Below are 18,616 nucleotides of genomic sequence, written 5' to 3'. Positions count from 1 at the left end.
TCACAGGCGTGGCGGGCGGGCCTCGTACGGGGTGGAGAGGACGACCGTCGTACGGGTCGAGACACCGGCGAGGGAGCGGACCCGGGCGAGGATGTCCTCCAGCTCGTAGGGGGTGGCGACGCGGACCTTGAGGATGTAGTTCTCGTCGCCCGCGACGCTGTGGCAGGCCTCGATCTCGGGCACCTCCGCGAGGCGCTCCGCGATGTCGTCGGGGGCGCTGGGGTCGAACGGCTTCACGGAGATGAACGCCGTCATCGGCAGCCCGACCGCCTCCGGGTCGACGACGGCCGTGTAGCCGCGGATGACACCGCGCTGCTCCAGCCGGCGCACCCGCTGGTGCACGGCCGAGGTGGACAGGCCTGTGGCTTTGCCCAGGTCCGTATAACTCATCCGCCCGTCCTCGACGAGCAGTCGTACGATCCGCCGATCCAGCTCCTCCATGCCGCAAGAACCTACAGTGCCGCTGTTCACCGCGGGTACTCGAACGACGGCCCTCATGGCGGCGCGCTAAACGGGACGTCAGACACCCGGGCGTTCATGTGATGAAAACCACAACGTTCCCGGGGGGTGGGGCGGCATGCCGCGATTATCCGCCGGGCGGGACGGGAAATGCTTGCCTTGGTCGCGGTCGCAACGGCCGGTCGGCCCACCCGAGGGGGATACATATCCATGCAGAGCCTGAAGCGCCCCGGTCGTGCTGCCCGCACGAAGCAGCAGCCGGCCATCGAGCCCGCGCCGGAGGGTGTCGAACCTGACTCCGAGTTCGACTCCGACGACACCTTCGAGACCTACCGGGTGATCTGCCCGGACTGCGCCCAGTCCATCGCGCTCCTCGCCGACGAGGACGCCCTGCCCGAGCACGCGCTGTGCCCCTCGCCCTGGGACCCGTTCGGCCTCCAGGTCTGCGCGGGTACGGGACGCCCGGCGGCGGACGCCTGGTCACCCGACGCCTCGTCAGGGGACCAGGAGCCGGAGGCGCCCCTGCTGCTGACGCTGCCCCAGAGCCTGGACTGGCGGACGCAGCCGTTCTCGCACGTGGGCGGACCGGGCTCCCGGCCCATGCCGGCCCCGCAGCTGCGCAGCCCGGCGGCCTGAGCGCCGTCCCGCCGTCCCACGCACCGCACGCCGCCTTGGGGCGGCCTGGGCACGCTCCCCGGTACCGCACAGCGGCCCCGGCCGGCCCGTTCCACGGATGGCCGGGCCCGGTGACTCCGGGTGGCCGCGGGCTCCCGCGGCCGGCCGCCGGTCGTCGAGGCCTCACAAGCCGACGGCTCCTGAGACGTGCTCGACTCCTGACATGTGCTCGGCGCGTGACGCCTGCTCGGTCCCTGACACGTGCTCGACTCCTGACGCGGGCTCAGCGTGTGAACGCGTGCTCGGCGTCCGACGGCGCGGCGCCCAGCGCACGACCACCGCGCGGGGCGTGAACTGACGGACGATTTCCCCGGGCGGTGACCTGGTGCGCACCGGCGGCGTTGGCAGCGTATGACCGCTCCGATCTGGCAGGCGACGGGTCGCCGTCGCCGCCTTCTGGTACCCGTCTCGGCAGAATCGATTCGCCTGGCACCCCGGGCGCCGCAGCCCGACCCGCCGATCTACCGTGCCCTGCTGCGCTCCTGGGCGGAGCGGGGCAAGACGCTGCCGGGGCGCCACGACCCCGAATGGGTGAGGCTCGCGGCGCCCCCGGTCCCGTTCCGCCGGGTCAGCCCGTTTCAGGACCGAGCAGGTGACGGGCGATGACCACGCGCTGGATCTGGTTCGTGCCCTCGACGATCTGCAACATCTTGGCCTCGCGCAGGTAGCGCTCGACGGGGAAGTCGGCGGTGTAGCCGTATCCGCCGAGCACCTGGACGGCGTCCGTGGTGACCCGCATCGCGGCGTCGGTGCACTGGAGCTTCGCCATGGCGGCCTGCCGGGAGAAGGGCCTGCCCGCGTCGCGCAGCCGGGCCGCGGACAGGTAGAGGGCGCGACCCGCCTCGACGGCGGTGGCCATGTCCGCGAGCAGGAACCGCAGCCCCTGGAAGTCCGCGATCGGCCTCCCGAACTGCTGCCGCTCCAGGGCGTACGCCATGGCCTCGTCCAGGGCGGCCTGCGCCAGCCCGACCGCGCAGGCCGCGATCCCGAGCCGCCCGGAGTCCAGCGCGGACAGCGCGATGGCGAAACCCTGGCCCTCCTCGCCGATCCGGCGGGCGTCGGGCACCCGCACCCCGTCCAGGTGGACCAGGGCGGTGGGCGAGCCCTTCATGCCCATCTTCCGCTCCGGTGCGGCGGCGCTCAGCCCCGGCGCGTCCCCCGGCACCAGGAAGGCCGTGATGCCGCGTGAGCCCTCGTCCGAGGTGCGGGCGAGGACGGTGTAGAAGTCGGCGACGCCGGCGTGGGTGATCCATGCCTTGGTGCCGGTCAGCACCCAGTCGTCGCCGTCGCGCACCGCTCTGGCGCGCAGCGACGCGGCGTCGGAGCCCGAGCCGGGCTCGGAGAGGCAGTACGCCCCAAGGAGTCCCCCGCCGAGCATGGCGGGCAGGTGCTCGGCCCGCTGCTCCTTGCTGCCGAAGCAGGCCAGGGCATGGCTGGACAGGGTGTGCACGCTCGCGCCGAGCCCGACGGTCAGGCGGGCGGCGGCGAGTTCCTCGACGACCTGAAGGTAGACCTCGTACGGCTGGCCGCCGCCTCCGTACTCGGCGTCGTAGGGCAGGCCGAGCAGCCCCGACGTGGAGAGCAGCCTGAAAAGGGCCCTCGGGAAGTGCCCGGCGTCCTCCTCTTCCGCCGCGACCGGCGTGATCTCCCGGCGCGCCACCTCGCGCACGAGCGCGAGCAGGTCGCGGGACTCCTCGGTGGGAAGGAGCCGGTCCACGGGTCCGGGGCCGCTGCCCCGGGGTCTTCCTCCGCTGCCTTCGAACGACACGCTGAGCGCGTCCCCCGTCACCTCTGGCATGGCGCTGCTCTCCTCCCTGTCGGGCATGACGGCGGACACGCGCACGGGGTGTGGCGGCGCCGCCGGGTCCGGGGTGTCCCCGGGAACGTGCTGCACCGCTGCCGAACCGGGCTGCCCGGGTCACGGACGGCACTGATCAGCGGCGGTGGCGGGTTGAGTATGCCCGATTGGAGACGGACCGTCACCGGCGTATCGGGGGAAATGAGACGTGGCGGTTCGCGCTCCGTCCATGCGCCGAGGGGCCTCCCGACATGCTTGGTACACACCATTGACGCAATGGTCTAGTCCTCTCTACTGTTCAGCCAGCGCCCTCATCTGTTCACCCGGGCGCTCAGAGGTCCACGGCACGGCACGTACGACGACGTTCGATCCCCTCCCCCACGAGGAGAACCGATGCTCAGACCGCTCAGATCACGTGTGCCCAGATCCCTCAGACCCGGCGCGCGCCTGCGGGCCCTGGTGTCCGCCGCCTGCTGCGCCGCACTCGGCGCGGGGCTGCTCGCCGGCGCGGGCAGCGCCAGCGCCCAGCCGGACGCCGGCGCCCAGGTCGCCGCCGGCTCACGGGTCGTCGGCTACTTCACCGAATGGGGCGTCTACGACCGCAACTACCACGTCAAGAACATCGAGACCTCCGGCTCCGCCGCGAAGCTCACGAACATCAACTACGCCTTCGGCAACGTCCAGGGCGGCAAGTGCACCATGGGCGACTCCTACGCCGACACCGACAAGGCATACACGGCGGACCAGTCCGTCGACGGGGTCGCCGACACCTGGGACCAGCCGTTGCGCGGCAGCTTCAACCAGCTCCGCAAGCTCAAGAAGCTCCACCCGAACCTGAAGGTGCTGTGGTCCTTCGGCGGCTGGACCTGGTCCGGCGGCTTCGCGCAGGCCGCGCAGAACCCGGCCGCGTTCGCCCAGTCGTGCTACGACCTGGTGGAGGACTCCCGGTGGGCCGATGTCTTCGACGGCATCGACATCGACTGGGAGTACCCGAACGCGTGCGGCCTGACGTGCGACACCAGCGGTCGCGACGCCTACCGCAACCTGATGGCCGCGCTGCGCGCCAGGTTCGGCGGTGAGCTGGTCACCTCGGCGATCGCCGCGGACGCCGGCTCGGGCGGCAAGCTGGACGCCGCGGACTACGCCGGCGCCGCACAGTACGTGGACTGGTACAACCCCATGACGTACGACTACTTCGGCGCCTGGGACGCGCAGGGTCCCACCGCCCCGCACTCGCCACTGACGTCCTACAGCGGCATCCCGAACGCCGCGTTCAACACCGACGCCACCATCAAGAAGCTCAAGGGCCTCGGCATCCCGTCCGGCAAGCTGCTGCTCGGCATCGGCTTCTACGGGCGCGGCTGGACGGGCGTCACCCAGGACGCGCCGGGCGGCACCGCCACCGGTCCCGCGCAGGGCACGTACGAGCAGGGCATCGACGACTACAAGGTGCTGAAGGCCAAGTGCCCGGCCACCGGGACGGTCGCGGGAACCGCGTACGCGCACTGCGGCAGCAACTGGTGGAGCTACGACACCCCGTCGACCATCGCGGGGAAGATGACGTACAAGAACCAGCAGGGCCTCGGGGGAACCTTCCTCTGGGAGCTCAGCGGGGACACCTCGAACGGCGAGCTGATCAAGGCCGTCAGCTGAGCGGACGGCGGGGGGCGGGGGCCTTCGGGCCTCCGCCCCTTCCGCGTTCCTCCCGTTCCCCTCGGCGTTCCCAGCCCTCCCGGCGCTCTCGGCGCTCGCGGCGCACAACGCCCCACGGATCTCGCGCGTCTGACCAGTCGACGCCTGCTCCCCCCACAGGCCGACAGAGAGCATCCGCCGACCGAAGGTTCCGATGAGCATGCATCGCACCACGAGCCGCAGCAGATCCGTGCCGGCCCTGGCCGCGGCGGTCGCCGCCGTGGCCGCCCTGACCGCGCCGGTCTCCTACGCCGCCTCGTCCACCGCACCGGCACCCTCGCCGGGTGCCCCGGGGCTCGGCGATCCGATCTTCCCGCTGGACGGGAACGGCGGCTACACCGTCCGCCACTACACCCTGGACTTCGACTGGCAGGCCCCGAGGACGCCGTTCGAGGCGACGACGACGATCAGGGCCACCGCCACCCAGGCGCTCTCCCGCTTCGACCTCGACTTCGCGGGCAACACCCTGCACACGGTCAGGGTGAACGGCGAGCCGGCCGCCTTCCAGCGGGACGGCGACGAGCTGGTGGTCACGCCCGCGGCCCCGATCGCCGACGGGAGCACCTTCACCGTCACGGTCTCCTACACCGCGGACCCCGCCCAGACCCGGCACCGCGACGACGCCATCTCGGACTACGGCTGGATCCCCACACCCGACGGGACCATCCTGTACCCGCAGCCGAACGGCGCCAAGATGATCTTCCCGGCCGACGACCACCCCAGCCTCCGGGCCCCGTTCACCTTCCACATCACCACTCCCCCGGACCTCAAGGCCGTGGCCAACGGCCGGCTCGCGGGCCGCACCACGGGCGCCGACGGTCGGGTCAGGTGGACGTACGAGTCCGAGCAGCCCGTCACCCCGCAGTACGTTCAGCTGGGCATCGGGCGGTTCACCTTCGTGGACCGCAAGGGACCGGGCGGCCTGCCGGTCCGCGACGTCGTCCCGGACGCGCTGGCCGCCCCGGCCGAGCAGCACCTGAAGCTGACCCCGGGTCACATCGCCTGGCTGGAGCAGCGGCTGGGCCGCTACCCCTTCAACAGCTACGGCATCCTGGTCGGCGACACGGACCTCGGGGTCGCCCTGGAGACGCAGGGCCTGTCCCTGATCCCCAAGGCCGACCTGCTCGGCACCCGGGTCGACGCCGAGACCAACATGGTCCACGAGCTGACCCACCAGTGGCTCGGCGACAGCGTGGCACTCAAGACCTGGTCCGACCTGTGGCTGAGCGAGGGCCACGCCCGCTTCTACGAGCGGCTCTACTCCGAGGCGCACGGCGGCGACAGCTTCGAGGCCGCCATGAAGGAGGCGTACCGCCAGCACGACCAGTGGCGGCACGACGTGGGCGCGCCCGCCGAGCCCACGGAGCCCAACCTCTTCAAGAAGATGCGCTACGACGGCTCCGCGCTGGTGCTGTACGCCCTGCGGGAGAAGGTCGGCGACGCGACGTTCCAGCGGATCGAGCGGACCTGGTTCGCCCGCTACCGGGGCCGGGCGGCGAGCACGCAGGACTACATCGACCTGGCGTCCCAGGTGGCCGGGAGGGACCTCGGCGGCTTCCTGCGCCCGTGGCTGTACGGCGCCACGACGCCGCCGATGCCGGGGCACCCCGACTGGGTGGTCGACCCGGTCGTGTCGTGACGCAGGGGCCGCAGCGCCGTCCTGCCCGTGACGCGGGGGGCCGCAGCCGTCCTGCCCGTGAGGCGCGCGGCTCCTCCCGCCGAAGGTCCCGTCCCGGGCCGCACGGTGGTCACGACCGCCGCGACTCGGGGCCCCCGGAGGGAACGGCGGGGCGCCGCACGGCCGGCAGGAACGCGTCCCGGTACACCGCCGCATAGCGGGCCGGGTCCTCGTCGGGGCCAGGGCGCAGCCGGGTGACGGGCAGCGGGTCCGGCGCCGGCAGGCCCGCGGCGGGGGCCGCGAGGAGTGCCGCCCCCACCGCGGGCGCCCGGTGCTCGGCGAGCACGTGGAGCGGCCAGGGGCCGACCGCGGCCTTGACGCGCGGCCAGCGGGGCTGGGCGACGGGGCCGCCCAGCAGCAGGGTCCTGCGCGGCGGGGCGCCGACCAGTGCGGCCTGCGCCTCCGCCATCCAACGCGCCTGGTAGGCGGTGGCCTCCACGACGGCCAGCGCCAGCCTTGCGGGCCCGTCGCCGGGGCCGAGGCCGTGCAGGGCCAGGGACCGGTGGGGATCGGGCGCGGGGGCGGTGCGGCCCGTGAAGTACGGCTCGACGACCACCCCGGTGGGCCCCAGGCCCGCTGCTGCCAGCAGCGCGCCGAAGCGCTCGTGGCGTCCGGTGCCCGGCGGCAGCCCGAGCAGGTCGGCGCACCAGTCGGCGAGGGCGCCGCAGCTTCCGGTGCCGGCGATCAGGTACCAGCTGCGGCCGTCGGCGTGGCGCCCGTAGCCGATGCCCTCCGCCAGCGCACGGGCCGGGTCGGGCGGGGTGTCCGCGAGCGTGACCACCGCTTCCGCCGTGCCCATCGAGTCGGCGAGGTCGCCGGCGGTGCGCGCGCCCGCCGCCCAGGCGCCGACGAGGTGGTCGTGCCCGGCGATCACGACCGGGGTGCCGGGGCGCAGGCCGGGGACCCGCGCGGCGCCCTCCGCGGTCACCGGCCCCACGGGCTCGCCCGGCTCGCGCACGGGCGGGAGCCGCCGTTCCGAGAGCCCGCCGAGCGCGAGGAGTTCGTGGTCCCAGCGGCGCCGGTGCACGTCGAAGCCCATGGTGCGCTGCGCGAACGTGGCGTCGGTGGCGGTGACGCCGGTCAGCGCACGGGCGACGAGGTCGGCGGCGCCGGCCCACACCGCCATGCGGCGCAGCGCCTCGGGCCGCTCGTCGCGCAGCCAGCACCACTTGGCGAGCGGCGCCTTCGCGGAGGGGCGTACGCCGGTGGCGCCGTGGAGTGCTTCCGCGCCCACCGAGCGGACCAGCCGGGCCGCCTGCTCGGCGCCGCGCGGGTCGGACCAGGCGAGCAGGGGCCCGGTGGGGCGCCCTTCGCGGTCCAGCGGCACGCCGGTCTCGGCCATGCCGGTCAGGCCCACCGCGGCCGGGGCCCGCCCGGCGCGGGCGAGCCCGCTGCGGCCGAGCGCGTCGGCGAGGGTGCCGAGAGCGGCGGCGACCAGCGCGTCCGCGTCGTTCTCCCCGAGCGGGGTGGGTCGTTCCGCGGCGCCGAGAACCCGGCCGTCCTGTACGCACACCACGGCCTTGATGCGGGTCGAGCCGAGGTCGAGCCCGGCGAGCGGCGGGGTTCCAGCGCCGCTGGGCGCGTCGGCCGGTGCCGTGAACGCGCGGCCGTCCTCGGGTGCCGGGGGCAGGCCGACCGGCACGGGCTCGTGCGGCTCACCGCCACCATCGGGCGCGGCCGAACCGCCGGAGCCGGCGCCCGCCGTCGGGCTGCCCGGTTCGGGTCCTGTGTTCATCCGTTGCTCCCGCCTGCCGGCGCGAACCCGCGGCCCGTCCGGCGGGGCGCCAGGACGTACGGGGCGACCGCGGACGCCGAGTACAGGATCGGGGACGCACCGGACCACCGGCCGGCGACCGTGCCGTACCGGCCTCGGAGTGGGGATGGGCCGGGAGGGCGAACAGGGCAGCGGCGGACGGCGCCGGGCGGATCACCGCCGGCGCCCGGATCGCCGCTGCGCCCCTGAGGCCGCCTCCCCTCGGACCAGGGCCGGGGACGCGGCCAGCAGCTCCCTGGTGTACGGGTGCCGGGGGTGCGCGAACAGTTCGGCCGCGGTGTTCTCCTCGACGATCCGGCCCTGGCACATCACGGCGACCCGGTCGCTGACGTGGCGGACCACGGCGAGGTCGTGCGAGATGAACAGCAGCGCCAGGCCGAGGCGGGTGCGCAGGCCGTCCAGGAGGTCGAGGATCTGGGCCTGCACGGAGACGTCCAGCGCGGAGACCGGCTCGTCGCAGACGAGCACCGCGGGCCCCGGGGCGAGGGCGCGGGCGATCGCCACGCGCTGGCGCTGGCCGCCGGAGAGCTGGTGGGCGCGGCGGTCCAGATGGTCGCCGGACAGGCCCACCAGGCCGAGCAGCTCGCCGATCCTGGCCGGGCGTTCCGCACCGCGCGGCAGCGCCTCGGCGACGAGGCGGCGGACGGTCCAGCGCGGGTCGAGGGAGCCGTACGGGTCCTGCGGCACCAGCTGGATGCGGTGCCGCCGTGCCCGCCGGCGCTTCTCGGACAGCGCCGACCAGGGCGCCCCGTCGAGCCGTACCTCGCCCTCGTCCGGGAGCAGCAGCCCGAGCGCCAGCCTGGCCACCGTCGTCTTCCCGGAGCCGGACCCGCCGACCAGGCCGAGCGCCTCGCCGGCGCGCAGCTCCAGCGCCACGCCGTCCACGGCGAGCCGGCCGCCGTAGCTCTTGCGCAGGCCGCCGGCCGCGAGCACGACGGCGGCCTCCGGGGCTGCGGATGCGGTGCGCGGTGCGGGGACCGAGGCCAGAAGCCTGCGCGTGTACGGGTGCCGTGGGCGGCGGATGAGCCGTGCGGTGGGGCCCTCCTCGACGATCTCGCCGGCCCGCAGCACGGCGGTGCGGTCCGCGATCCGGGCGACGACGGCCAGGTCGTGGCTGATGAGGAGGATGCCCTTGCCCGACTGCTTGGCGGTGCGGAAGAGGCCGAGGATCTGCTCCTGCACGGTGACGTCGAGCGCGGTGGTGGGCTCGTCGGCGATCAGCAGGCGCGGGTCGGCGGCGAGCGCGGAGGCGATCAGGGCGCGCTGCCGCAGCCCGCCGGAGAGCTGGTGCGGGTACTGCGCCGCCCGCGCCGCGGGCTCCGGCACCCCGACCGCCGCGAGGAGCTCGACCACGCGCTCGGCGATGCGCTCGCGGGCGACCGTGCCGTGCACCCGCATCGGCTCGGCGATCTCGGCGCGCAGCGTGCGCAGCGGGTCGAGCGAGACGAGCGCGTCCTGGGCGACGAGGGCGGCGTGCCGGCCGCGTACCGCGCGCCAGTCGCGGTCGGTGAAGCCACGCGTGTCCCGCCCCGCGACCTCCAGCCGCCGGGCGGTGACGCCGGCGCCGGCCCCGGCGAGGCCGAGCAGCGCCCGTGCCACGGTGCTCTTGCCCGACCCCGACTCGCCGACCAGGGCGAGGCATTCGCCCGGCCGGACCCGGAGGTCCACCCCGCGCACGGCGCCGACCTCGCCGAACCGCACGCTGAGCCCTGCCACGTCGACCAGGAGCGGCGCCGAGGCCGGCCTGGCCGTGCCGCCGTCCCGGCGACCCTCCGCTCCGCCGGCCGTGGTGTCGCCGGCGGTACCGGTTCTGTCGGTCACGAGGGCTCTCCTGTGTCGGCGCGGGACTTCAGGTGGCGGCCGAGCAGCGTGAGGGAGAGCACCACGGCGGCCACGGCGACGCCCGGGAAGACGCCCACCCACCAGGCGGTGGCGAGGTATTCGCGACCCTCGGAGAGCATGGCGCCCCACTCCGCGGTGGGCGGCGCGGGCCCGAGGCCGAGGAAGCTGAGTGCGGCGCCGGAGACCACGGCGGTGCCGGTGCCGATGGTGGCGAGCACCAGCAGGGGGCCCGCCACGTTGGGCAGCACGTGCCGCAGCACGATGGTGCCCCGGCCGGCGCCCAGCACGACCGCCGCCTCGACGTACCCGGAGCGCAGCACGACCAGCGCCTGCGCCCGTACCAGGCGTGCGTAGTTGGGCACCGCGGCGAGGCCGATCGCCGCCAGCACGTTGCCGGCCCCGGCGCCCACCACGCTCACCACCAGCAGCGCGAGGAGCAGTTCCGGGAAGGCGAGCAGCACGTCCATGGCGCGCATCAGCACCTGGTCCGTGCGGGAGCCGCCGACGGCCGCGAGCAGCCCGACCAGCGCCCCGCCGACGACGCCGATCGCGGACGCGCCGACGCCGATGGTGAGGGAGGTCCGGGCGCCGTGGATCACGCGTGACAGCACGTCGCGGCCGAGTTCGTCGGTACCGAAGGGGTGGGCGGCGCCGGGCGCCTGGAACGCCGAGAGCACGTGGGTGTCGTTCGGCTCGTAGGGCGCGAGCAGGCCGGGCGCGAACACGGTGAGGAGCACGAGCACCCCGAGCGCGCCGTACACCGCCGCGAGCGCCGGTGACACGAGTCCGCGCCGGCGGCGGCGCGGCTTGCCCGGGTCGGCGGCGCCGGTGTCCCCGCCCGTTCCGTGCGGGCCCCGTGCCCCGTCCGGCGCCGGGGTCCGGCCGGTTCTGTCGAGTGTCCGGCTCATACGGGGGCCTCCGTCCGCAGGCGGGGGTCGATGGCCAGGTAGAGCAGGTCGACCAGCAGGTTGACGACGACGAAGGCGGCGGCGGACAGCACCACCAGGGCGCTGACCACCGGGATGTCCTTGCCGGTCACGGCGGTGACCAGGACCCGGCCGAGGCCGGGGCGGGCGAACACCGTCTCGGTGAGCACGGCGCCGCTGAGCAGGCTGCCGGTGATCCAGCCGGCGAGCGTGGCGACGGGCAGAGCGGCATGGCGCCCGGTGTGCCGGAGGAACACCCCGTGCCCGGACGCCCCCCGGGAGCGCGCGGTAAGCACGAACGGACGCGACGCCGCGAGGTCCAGCTCCTGCCTGATCACCTGGGCCAGGACGCCCGCGATGGGCAGCGCGAGGGTGACCGCGGGCAGCAGCAGCGAGGCGAGGCCGTCGGCGCCGGTGGCCGGGAGCAGGTGCCACCGGTATGAGAGGAACGTCAGCCCTAGGATGCCGAGCCAGAACGACGGCACCGAGGTGGCCAGCAGTTCCACCCCGGAGGCCGCGGTGCGGGCGGCGCGCCCGCGTCCGGCCGTGGCGTAGGCCGCGGCGAAGGCGAGCAGCAGCGCGGTGGCGCAGGCGGCCAGGGCCAGTTCGACCGTCGGCACCACCTGCCCGGAGAGCACGCCCGTCACCGGCTGGCCGAGCTGGTAGGAGCGGCCGAGGTCACCGGTGGCCAGCGACGCGAGGGTGTGGGCGTACTGCACGGGCAGCGGCTGGTCGAGGCCGTAGTCCGCGCGGATCTGCGCGCGTAGCGCGGGCGTCGCGGTGGTGCTGGGACCGAGCAGGGTGTCGACGATGTCCCCGGGCACCAGGTGCAGCGCGAGGAACGCGAGCGTGGCCGCGCCCCACAGCACCAGCAGTCCGGCGGCCAGCCGCCGCAGCACGAAGCGGAGCACCGGCCCCGCGGCTGCGCCCCCCGCGCCGGGCGCCTCGCGCCGGCGCGGGGGGACAGGGGTCTTCCTCACTTGCCGTCGACCACCCAGGCGTCGTGGAAGAGCGGCCAGGCCGAGGCGTCGAACGTGACTCCCTCGACCCGGTCGCTGACGGCCATCTGCCGGGTGCCGACGTAGGCGGGCAGCGCGAAGCCCTGCTCGATGACCCGGCGCTGCACCTTGGCGTACAGCTCGTCGCGCGCGGCGCGGTCCTGGGAGGCCTTGGCCTGGTCGAGCCAGCCGTCGATGGCCGCGTCGCGCACCCGGGACCCGTTGGCGCCGCCGTCGGCGAGCTGGCTCTCGGAGTGGAAGACGTTGCGCAGCAGGTCGGGGTCGGCGCCGCCCCAGGCGAAGGCGATCATGTCGTAGTCGCCCTCGTTCCGCCGGGGCGCGTAGGCGCCGACGTCCAGGGGCACCAGCTTCAGCTCGATGCCGACCTTCTTGAGCTGGTCCTGCACCGCGGTGTCGTAGGTCTGCTGCTCGGTCTTGGTGTACTGCGGCTGGAACAGCAGGGTGACGGAGAACCGCCTGCCGCCCCGGGTGCGGTAGCCGTCCTTGTCGCGGCCCGTCCAGCCGAGCCCGTCCAGGAGCTGCCCTGCCTTCTTGGGGTCGTGCCGCCAGGTGCCCTGGAGCAGCGCGTCGTAGCCGGGTGTCACGGAGCTGAGCGGGCTCCAGGCGCGGTCGTACTGGCCGGCGAAGACGGCCTTGGTGATGGCCTCGGTGTCGACCGCGTACTGCACCGCGAGCCGCGCGTCGCGCTCGTGGAACGGTGTGCGCTCGGTGTTGAAGTAGTACTCGTAGACGATGCCGGGCGAGTCGTGGCCCCGGATGCTGAGCGAGGTGTCGGACTTCAGGGTGCTCACACGGCCGGCGGGCACCGCGTCGGCGATGTCCGCCTGGCCGGAGGTGACGGCGCCGAGCCGGGTGGCGTTCTCGGGCAGGAAGCTGACCACCAGCTTGTCGATGTGCGGGTGGCGCCCGGTGGTGCGGGTGGCGGGCGGCGGCCACTCGTAGCCCTGGTTGCGCTCGAACACCAGCCGCTGGCCCTTGACGCGGGAGACGAGCTTGAACGGCCCCGTGCCCACGCTGTACCTGCTGCCCGCGGCCAGCTCGTCGGGGTGCGCGCTGAGCGTCCTGGGCGAGTAGAAGCCGAGGTAGGTGGTGCTGACCGCGTGCAGGAACGACCCGTAGGCCTCCTTCAGATGCACCCGGGCGGTGTGGGCGTCGACGATCTCGGTGCGGTCGTAGGGGCCCATGAGCTTGGCCGCGTACTGCGACTTGGTGGCGGGTGCCACGATCCGGTCGAAGTTGGCCTTGACGGCGTGGGCGTCGAACGGGGTTCCGTCGGAGAACGTCACGTCCCTGCGGAGCGCGAACGTGTAGGCCTTGCCGTCGTCCGAGACGTTCCAGGAGGTGGCGAGCCAGGGCGAGAAGTCGCCCTTGTCGTCCTGGGCCACCAGCGAGTCGAAGACGTTGCGCATCACGGCGCCCGCGATGTCCGCCGGGCTGACGTGCGGGTCCAGGATCTCCGGCTCCACGTCGGTGGCGAAGGTCACGGTGCCGCCGTCCTGCGGCGTGCCGTCGCCGGCCTCCGCGGCCCCGTCGTCGGCGGAACAGGCGCTCAGGCCCGAGACGGCCAGTGCGGCCACGGGCAGCGCCAAAAACGATCTGCGGCTGTGCAAGGCTTGCTCCGTTCAGTTCTGCGGAATGGCACGGTGTGCCGGTCGGTCGTGCGGATGGGACTGTGCCGGGCTCGTCACCCGGCGGGTCGTGCACGCCAGGCGCGCACCGTGATGCCGTAGACCTCGCCGTGCTCGGCCATCCGCCGCGCGGCGGCCTCGCCGACGGCGGCGAAGAAGTCCTCCTGGGCGTCCTCGGGTACCAGGCGGCTGAAGTAGGTGCCGAAGGTCGCGGCGTGGAAGCGCCGGTACTCGTCGGCGCCGCTCGCCTTGACCGTCACGCGCCGCTCCTCGCAGCGGTCCACCACCAGGACCCGGGCGAGCAGTGCGGCGACGGCGTCGGCGGTGCGGGCCCGTTCGCCCATCGGCACGATCCCGTCCAGGGCGTCCGGCCCGCGGATGCCGAGCAGGGCCAGCGCGTCCCGGGCGACGGCGTCCTCGCCGCCCTGTCCTGACGGGTCGGGGTCCGGGTGGTGGGTGGTGAGGAGGAAGGCGCCGGACGGGGCGAGGTGCGCGGCGACCCAGGCGAACGCCCGTGCCTCGTCGGGGTGGAGCCAGTGCAGCACGGAGGTCATCGTGATCAGGTCGAACGACTCGTCCAGCGGCGGCAGCCGGCGCACGTCGCCCTCGCGTACCTCGGCGCGTCCCGCGAGCCGGGCGGCGGCCTCGCGGACGCGGGCGGGCGCGCCGTCCACGCCGAGCGCCCGGCGCACCCCGGGCCAGCGGCCGAGGGCGGCGTCGAGCAGCGCGCCGGTGCCGCAGCCGAGGTCGGCGACGCGCGTAGGCGGACCGGGCGCGAGGTCCAGCGCCCAGTCGTGGTCCTGTGCCTGCCGGATCCGGCTGACGTCGTCGTAGCCGGCCAGTTCCCGGGCGCCGGCCAGGGTGTTCCGTACCATCTCTGCTCCCTGAGCTGTCAGGTCGCCGCTCACAGCGGCCGGGAGATGAGCGCCTGGATGCGCTCGCGGACGTCGGTCTGGTCGTGCCGGTGGAACAGGTTGATCCGGTTGCGGGCGAGGTCGCCGCGGTGCACGTACTCGTAGAGGTGCTGGCGCTGCCCGAAGCCGTCGGAGGTGAGGTCCCAGGCGAGGCGGAAGAGGCGGGACTTCTCGGCAGCGCCGATGTCCTTGCCGTGCATCCAGCGGTCGAGGAAGGGCCGTAGCTCCGGGTTGCGCAGGTCGTTCTCGGTGGGCTGCATCAGCGGGCCCGACTGGCCGATGGTGCGGACGATGTCCACCGCGCGGCCGGCCACCGACGCGGCCCACACGGCCGCCGCCGGGGTGGGTCCCGGAGCGAGCAGGCCGCTGTCGGTGCGGTGGGCGGTGGCCTCGCCCGCGGCCAGGAAGTGGTCCAGGATCTCCACGTAGCCGGTGAGCTCGCCCAGGTCCTCCTGGATGCCGCGGAACCCGCTGACGCCGATCGCCTCGGCGAGCAGCGTCCCGACGCCGAGCAGGGTGCGCAGCCGCTCCTGGTAGCGGACCTGGCCGATGTACTGGCTCCAGGCGTTGATGCGGCCGAGGCCTTCTCGGGCGAGCGCCGCGTCGTGCATCAGGAACACCCGTTCCCACGGCACCCGGACGTCGTCGAAGAAGAGCATGGCGTCCTGCTCGTCGAAGCGGGACGCGAACGGGTGCGCCTGGCCGTGCCCGCCGCCGCCGAACGGCTCGCGGCACAGGACGTGCAGTCCCGGCGTGGCGATCGGCAGCGCGAACCACACCACGAACTCCTCGGCACCGCGCTGCGCGAAGGAGGCCGAGAGGTAGACCAGCACCTCGTGGGCGAACGGGGCGAGGGTGGTGAGCTGCTTGGCGCCGCGCACGACGATCCCGTCCGTGCCCTCTTCGAGGATGCGCAGCGCGTGGTCGGGGTGGTCCACGGGGCTCGCGCCGCGGTCGATCTGCGGGTCGCCGAGGGCGTGGGTGAGCAGCAGGTCCCGCTCGGCCATGAAGCGGTACCAGGTCTCGGCGTGGCCGCCGAAGCCCGGCCGGCTGGTCTCCAGCCGGTGCCGGAAGTCGTGGAGTCCGACCGCGATGGACGCCATGAACGCCGGGGCGCGGCCGTGCTGTCCCCAGGACTCGCGCATCCACACGGCGGCGGCGCGGCGGGCCGCGGTCAGCTCGTCGAGGGTGCGCGGCGGGTGGTAGCCGCGGCCGATGCGCAGCCCGCTCTCCTGGTCGGTGACGGTGAGCAGGTCGCGGTGCCCGGGGTGGTGCTGGAGGTCGAGGAGGCGCGCCATCTCCCGCACCGAGCCGGTGAACGCCGGGTGGTCCACGACGTTCTTGATCCGCTCACCGTCCAGCCAGACGTTGCGCCCGTCGTCCAGCGAGGCGAGGTACCTCGCGCCGTTCAGGGCGCCGTGCGGCTCGACCGCGGAGGCGTGGGGGCTCAATGCGGGGCTCTCCTCGGTTCGTCGGACGGCGGCGTGAACGGGGCGGGGGCGCCGGGCGGCGCGGGGTGCGGCGGCGCGAGGCGGGAGCGGGCGGGGCGGGAGCGGGCGGGGCGGGGGCCCGGTCGGCGGACGGTCACACCAGCCTCACCCGGTACTCCGTCAGCCAGGTGTCGAGGGCGAGCAGGTAGTCGAGCCCGCCGGTGGGGTGCGGGGCGGCGCGCGGTCCCGGGACGACGGTGCCGCGCTCCAGGTGCTCGCGGACGGCGGCGCGGTCCACCAGCTCGAAGACGGGCGAGTCCCGGCGGGTGAGCTCCTGCGCCCTCTCGCGCAGGGCCCGCCGGTAGGCGGGCGACGAGCTGGCCGGGTAGCCGCTCTTGGGGCGGTGCAGGACCGGGTCGGGCAGCAGGCCCGCCGCGGCGCGGCGCAGCAGGGCCTTCGGGGTGCCGCCGGCGTTCTTGACCGCCCAGGGCACGTTCCAGAGGTACTCGACCAGCCGGTGGTCGGCGAACGGCACCCGGACCTCCAGTCCCGCGGCCATGCTCATGCGGTCCTTGCGGTCCAGCAGGGCGGGCAGCCAGCGGGTCAGGGCGAGGTAGGAGACCTCCCGGGCGCGGCGGTCCGCGCCCTGTTCACCGGGCAGCCGGGGCACCTCGGCGAGCGCGTCCCGCAGCCGCTCGCGGCCGTACTCCGCGGGCCGCACCCGGGCGGCCACGTCGGGCCGGAGCAGGGTGGCCGGCGAGGGCTTGCCGGCGAGCCAGGGAAAGGCGTCCAGGGGTTCGCCGGGCGGCCGGTGGAAGTAGGGATAGCCGCCGAAGACCTCGTCGGCGACCTCGCCGGACAGTGCCACCGTCGCGTGCGCGCGCACCCCGCGGAACAGCAGGTGCAGCGAGACGTCGGGCTCGCCCCAGCCGGGCCGGTCGCGGGCGGCGAGGGCGGTCTCGCGGTGCGCGAGCAGCGCGGCGCCGGGCACCACCACCGACGTGTGCGCGGTGCCGAGCCGGGCCACCATCTCGGTGACGTACGGGGCGTCCTCGGCGCGGTTCCAGTCGCCCAGCGTCTCGGGCTCCTCGCCCGCGGGGAAGTCCACGGAGAAGGTGGCGATCTTCTCCTCGTGGGGGCCGGGGCGTTCGGCGGTGGCGAGCGCGGTCAGCATGCTGGAGTCGAGGCCGCCGGAGAGCAGCAGCCCGAGCGGCACGTCGCTGACGAGCTGGCGGCGGACGATGTCCGTCAGCAGCTCCCGGACGTGCTCGGCGGTGCGCTCGGGCGCCTCCGGGTGGTCCCCGGAGGCGAGTTCCCAGTAGCGGCGGGTGGCGAGGCCGCGGCGGGAGAAGCGGACGGTGTGCCCGGGGCGCACCTCGTGCAGCCCGCGGTAGACGGCGTGGCCGGGGGTGGGCGCGGCGGGCACGGCGAACAGCTCGGCGACGCCCTCGGCGTCCAGTTCCGGGGTGAAGGGCCCCGCCGCCAGGATCGCCTTGGGCTCCGAGCCGAACAGCAGCCGGTCCGGGCCCGGCGCGTAGTAGAGCGGCTTGATGCCGAGGCGGTCGCGCACCAGCAGCAGTTCCTCGGTGCGGGCGTCCCAGACGGCGTAGGCGAACATCCCGTTCAGGCGGGTGACCGACGCCTCGCCCCACTCCAGGTAGGCGCGCAGCACCACCTCGGTGTCGGAGCGGGTCGTGAAGCGGTGCCCGAGCAGGGAGAGCCGGTGGCGCAGCTCGGTGAAGTTGTAGACCTCGCCGCTGTAGGTGATGACGGCGAGCAGCCGGCCCTCGTCGTCGGTGACCCGCATCGGCTGGGCGCCGCCCTCGATGTCGATGACGGCGAGCCGCCGGTGGCCGAGCGCGGCGTGCTCCCCGAGCCAGACGTCGCCGGCGTCCGGGCCGCGGCGGACCATCGTGTCCGTCATGGCGCGCACCGCCCTCGCCTGAAGGAGCATGTCGCGGCCGTAGTCCGCCCAGCCGGCTATGCCGCACATACGCCGTCCCCCTCGGCGGCGGGCCGCCCGGCGTGCTCGGCTCCGCGGGGGTCCGGAGCCGGTCCGCGGCCCGCGCGGGGCGGGCGCCCGGAGCGGGGGTCCGGCGCGGCGGCTCCCGGGCCGGACGGCCGGCTGCCGGAGGCGGGCTCGCCGGTCGCGACGGCCTCCCAGCGGCAGCCGTGCCCGTCCGGGCCCTCCAGGAGCTCGTGGTGCGGCAGGTAGCCCTTGACGGCGATGTTCGCCGCGGTGGCGTGGGTGCAGTACTCGCACGGGGACTTCAGGCTCAGCGGCACACCGCGGCTGCGTGCCCTCTCGCGGTAGTCCCAGATGGCGCAGTGCGCGATCTCCACGGCCGCGCGGTCACGTCCGGAGGGCAGCAGCCGGTACTCGGAGGCGTACAGCTCCGCCTGCCGGGCGATCCGCAGCACCGGATCCAGCGCGCCCTGACCGTGGTCCGGCTCGACGTAGCGGTGCACCTGGGCGTTGGCCTCGGCCCAGGCGCGCAGTTCGCCGTGCCCGTAGCGGGAGATGAGGAACCGCTCCATCAGCGCCTGGGCGCGGAAGAAGACACGCTGCCACGCCGCCGGTTCCGAGTCGCTCTCCGGCAGCCCCGAGAACAGCTCGCCGCGCACCGCGATCCAGCCGGCCAGATCCCGTCCGCCGTGCTGTTCCGTGAGATACCGGGTGAGACCGGCTTCGGCCTCGAAGAGGCGCCGCTGCCACAGCGCGCTTCTCTCGGCGCGGCTCATCTGAAGGGAATTCTCCTGCATCGACGCCCTTCCGTACTT

The 18,616-nt window shown here is 74.5% G+C and carries 14 protein-coding genes; 3 read left to right on the top strand and 11 right to left on the bottom strand.

The genetic code is table 11. The features are described 5' to 3' along the window. The gene (locus Sm713_RS22060) at positions 1 to 441 is read right to left on the bottom strand and encodes an Lrp/AsnC family transcriptional regulator (protein ID WP_212911284.1); all 441 of its coding nucleotides are present in this window, start codon (positions 439 to 441) and stop codon (positions 1 to 3) included. A 228-nt stretch (positions 442 to 669) separates the two neighbouring features. Between Sm713_RS22060 and Sm713_RS22055 the strand changes: the two genes are divergently transcribed. Beyond that, positions 670 to 1,095, top strand: a complete 426-nt coding sequence (locus Sm713_RS22055) for a hypothetical protein (RefSeq protein WP_212911283.1) — start codon at positions 670 to 672, stop codon at positions 1,093 to 1,095. Between the two features lie 607 nt (positions 1,096 to 1,702). Here the strand turns inward: Sm713_RS22055 and Sm713_RS22050 are convergent. Continuing rightward, complete coding sequence (locus tag Sm713_RS22050; protein WP_212912182.1) at positions 1,703 to 2,959, bottom strand: acyl-CoA dehydrogenase family protein; 1,257 nt, start codon at positions 2,957 to 2,959, stop codon at positions 1,703 to 1,705. A gap of 366 nt (positions 2,960 to 3,325) precedes the next feature. Here Sm713_RS22050 and Sm713_RS22045 point away from each other — a divergent pair, with 366 nt between their 5' ends. Next, entirely contained in the window at positions 3,326 to 4,585 is a 1,260-nt protein-coding gene (locus Sm713_RS22045) for a glycoside hydrolase family 18 protein (protein WP_212911282.1), read from the top strand. 193 nt (positions 4,586 to 4,778) lie between these two features. Beyond that, the gene (locus tag Sm713_RS22040; RefSeq protein WP_212911281.1) at positions 4,779 to 6,263 is read left to right on the top strand and encodes a M1 family metallopeptidase; all 1,485 of its coding nucleotides are present in this window, start codon (positions 4,779 to 4,781) and stop codon (positions 6,261 to 6,263) included. 109 nt (positions 6,264 to 6,372) lie between these two features. Here the strand turns inward: Sm713_RS22040 and Sm713_RS22035 are convergent, their stop codons facing one another. From Sm713_RS22035 to Sm713_RS21995, 9 genes are all read right to left on the bottom strand, one after another. Next, a complete protein-coding gene (locus Sm713_RS22035; RefSeq protein WP_212911280.1) occupies positions 6,373 to 8,037 on the bottom strand; it encodes an L-fuculokinase in 1,665 nt (554 codons plus the stop codon). Between the two features lie 192 nt (positions 8,038 to 8,229). Further along, positions 8,230 to 9,792 carry an ABC transporter ATP-binding protein gene (locus tag Sm713_RS22030; RefSeq protein ID WP_212912181.1) on the bottom strand — a complete coding sequence of 521 codons (1,563 nt, stop codon included), beginning with the start codon at positions 9,790 to 9,792 and terminating at the stop codon, positions 8,230 to 8,232. A 101-nt stretch (positions 9,793 to 9,893) separates the two neighbouring features. Next, a complete protein-coding gene (locus tag Sm713_RS22025; RefSeq protein ID WP_212911279.1) occupies positions 9,894 to 10,826 on the bottom strand; it encodes an ABC transporter permease in 933 nt (310 codons plus the stop codon). Continuing rightward, positions 10,823 to 11,824, bottom strand: coding sequence for an ABC transporter permease (locus tag Sm713_RS22020; RefSeq protein ID WP_249416427.1), 1,002 nt, complete (start codon positions 11,822 to 11,824; stop codon positions 10,823 to 10,825). The genes Sm713_RS22025 and Sm713_RS22020 overlap by 4 nt, the downstream gene beginning before the upstream one ends. Next, entirely contained in the window at positions 11,821 to 13,473 is a 1,653-nt protein-coding gene (locus tag Sm713_RS22015) for an ABC transporter substrate-binding protein (protein WP_212911278.1), read from the bottom strand. The genes Sm713_RS22020 and Sm713_RS22015 overlap by 4 nt, the downstream gene beginning before the upstream one ends. Positions 13,474 to 13,547: 74 nt before the next feature. Beyond that, a complete protein-coding gene (locus Sm713_RS22010; protein ID WP_212911277.1) occupies positions 13,548 to 14,366 on the bottom strand; it encodes a trans-aconitate 2-methyltransferase in 819 nt (272 codons plus the stop codon). Positions 14,367 to 14,395: 29 nt separating this feature from the next. Continuing rightward, the gene (locus tag Sm713_RS22005; protein WP_212911276.1) at positions 14,396 to 15,856 is read right to left on the bottom strand and encodes a 4-hydroxyphenylacetate 3-hydroxylase family protein; all 1,461 of its coding nucleotides are present in this window, start codon (positions 15,854 to 15,856) and stop codon (positions 14,396 to 14,398) included. Between the two features lie 133 nt (positions 15,857 to 15,989). Continuing rightward, on the bottom strand, positions 15,990 to 17,828 hold the full coding sequence (gene asnB, locus Sm713_RS22000) for an asparagine synthase (glutamine-hydrolyzing) (protein WP_212911275.1): 1,839 nt from the start codon (positions 17,826 to 17,828) through the stop codon (positions 15,990 to 15,992). After that, complete coding sequence (locus tag Sm713_RS21995; protein WP_212911274.1) at positions 17,816 to 18,577, bottom strand: hypothetical protein; 762 nt, start codon at positions 18,575 to 18,577, stop codon at positions 17,816 to 17,818. Before Sm713_RS21995 ends, asnB begins: the two co-directional genes overlap by 13 nt. Positions 18,578 to 18,616 lie beyond the last annotated feature (39 nt).

This window comes from Streptomyces sp. TS71-3 (genome assembly GCF_018327685.1).
In the GTDB taxonomy this organism is placed as follows: Bacteria; Actinomycetota; Actinomycetes; order Streptomycetales; family Streptomycetaceae; genus Streptomyces.
The sequence above is the reverse complement of the archived record's forward strand: the minus strand, read 5'-3'. Positions and strand labels throughout refer to the sequence as shown.

What these genes read in the sequence shown, in the direction of transcription:
- Sm713_RS22060 (WP_212911284.1), bottom strand. Translation starts at nt 441, where the DNA reads ATGGAGGAGCTGGATCGGCGGATCGTACGACTGCTCGTCGAGGACGGG.
- Sm713_RS22055 (WP_212911283.1), top strand. Translation starts at nt 670, where the DNA reads ATGCAGAGCCTGAAGCGCCCCGGTCGTGCTGCCCGCACGAAGCAGCAG.
- Sm713_RS22050 (WP_212912182.1), bottom strand. Translation starts at nt 2,959, where the DNA reads ATGCCCGACAGGGAGGAGAGCAGCGCCATGCCAGAGGTGACGGGGGAC.
- Sm713_RS22045 (WP_212911282.1), top strand. Translation starts at nt 3,326, where the DNA reads ATGCTCAGACCGCTCAGATCACGTGTGCCCAGATCCCTCAGACCCGGC.
- Sm713_RS22040 (WP_212911281.1), top strand. Translation starts at nt 4,779, where the DNA reads ATGAGCATGCATCGCACCACGAGCCGCAGCAGATCCGTGCCGGCCCTG.
- Sm713_RS22035 (WP_212911280.1), bottom strand. Translation starts at nt 8,037, where the DNA reads ATGAACACAGGACCCGAACCGGGCAGCCCGACGGCGGGCGCCGGCTCC.
- Sm713_RS22025 (WP_212911279.1), bottom strand. Translation starts at nt 10,826, where the DNA reads ATGAGCCGGACACTCGACAGAACCGGCCGGACCCCGGCGCCGGACGGG.
- Sm713_RS22010 (WP_212911277.1), bottom strand. Translation starts at nt 14,366, where the DNA reads ATGGTACGGAACACCCTGGCCGGCGCCCGGGAACTGGCCGGCTACGAC.
- asnB (WP_212911275.1), bottom strand. Translation starts at nt 17,828, where the DNA reads ATGTGCGGCATAGCCGGCTGGGCGGACTACGGCCGCGACATGCTCCTT.
- Sm713_RS21995 (WP_212911274.1), bottom strand. Translation starts at nt 18,577, where the DNA reads ATGAGCCGCGCCGAGAGAAGCGCGCTGTGGCAGCGGCGCCTCTTCGAG.